1 rRNA gene is annotated in these 508 nt (G+C 52.0%); it reads left to right on the top strand.

The features are described 5' to 3' along the window. Positions 1–508, top strand: a 23S ribosomal RNA gene (locus tag AOG28_RS17520); the annotation flags it as partial.

Raw genomic sequence — 508 nt, 5'->3', positions numbered from 1 at the left:
CGGCCGTAACTATAACGGTCCTAAGGTAGCGAAATTCCTTGTCGGGTAAGTTCCGACCTGCACGAATGGCGTAATGATGGCCACGCTGTCTCCACCCGAGACTCAGTGAAATTGAAATCGCAGTGAAGATGCTGTGTACCCGCGGCTAGACGGAAAGACCCCGTGAACCTTTACTATAGCTTTACACTGGATGCTGATGTTGTCTGTGTAGGATAGCTGGGAGGCTTTGAAACCGCGTCGCCAGATGCGGTGGAGCCAATCTTGAAATACCAGCCTGACATCATTGGCGTTCTAACTCAGGTCCGTTATCCGGATCGAGGACAGTGTATGGTGGGTAGTTTGACTGGGGCGGTCTCCTCCTAAAGAGTAACGGAGGAGCACGAAGGTACCCTCAGCACGGTTGGAAATCGTGCATTGAGTGCAAGAGCATAAGGGTGCTTGACTGCGAGACAGACACGTCGAGCAGGTACGAAAGTAGGTTCTAGTGATCCGGTGGTTCTGTATGGAA

Source organism: Cobetia sp. UCD-24C (genome assembly GCF_001306765.1).
GTDB lineage: Bacteria > Pseudomonadota > Gammaproteobacteria > Pseudomonadales > Halomonadaceae > Cobetia > Cobetia amphilecti.
This window is presented reverse-complemented; position numbering and strand designations above follow the sequence as displayed.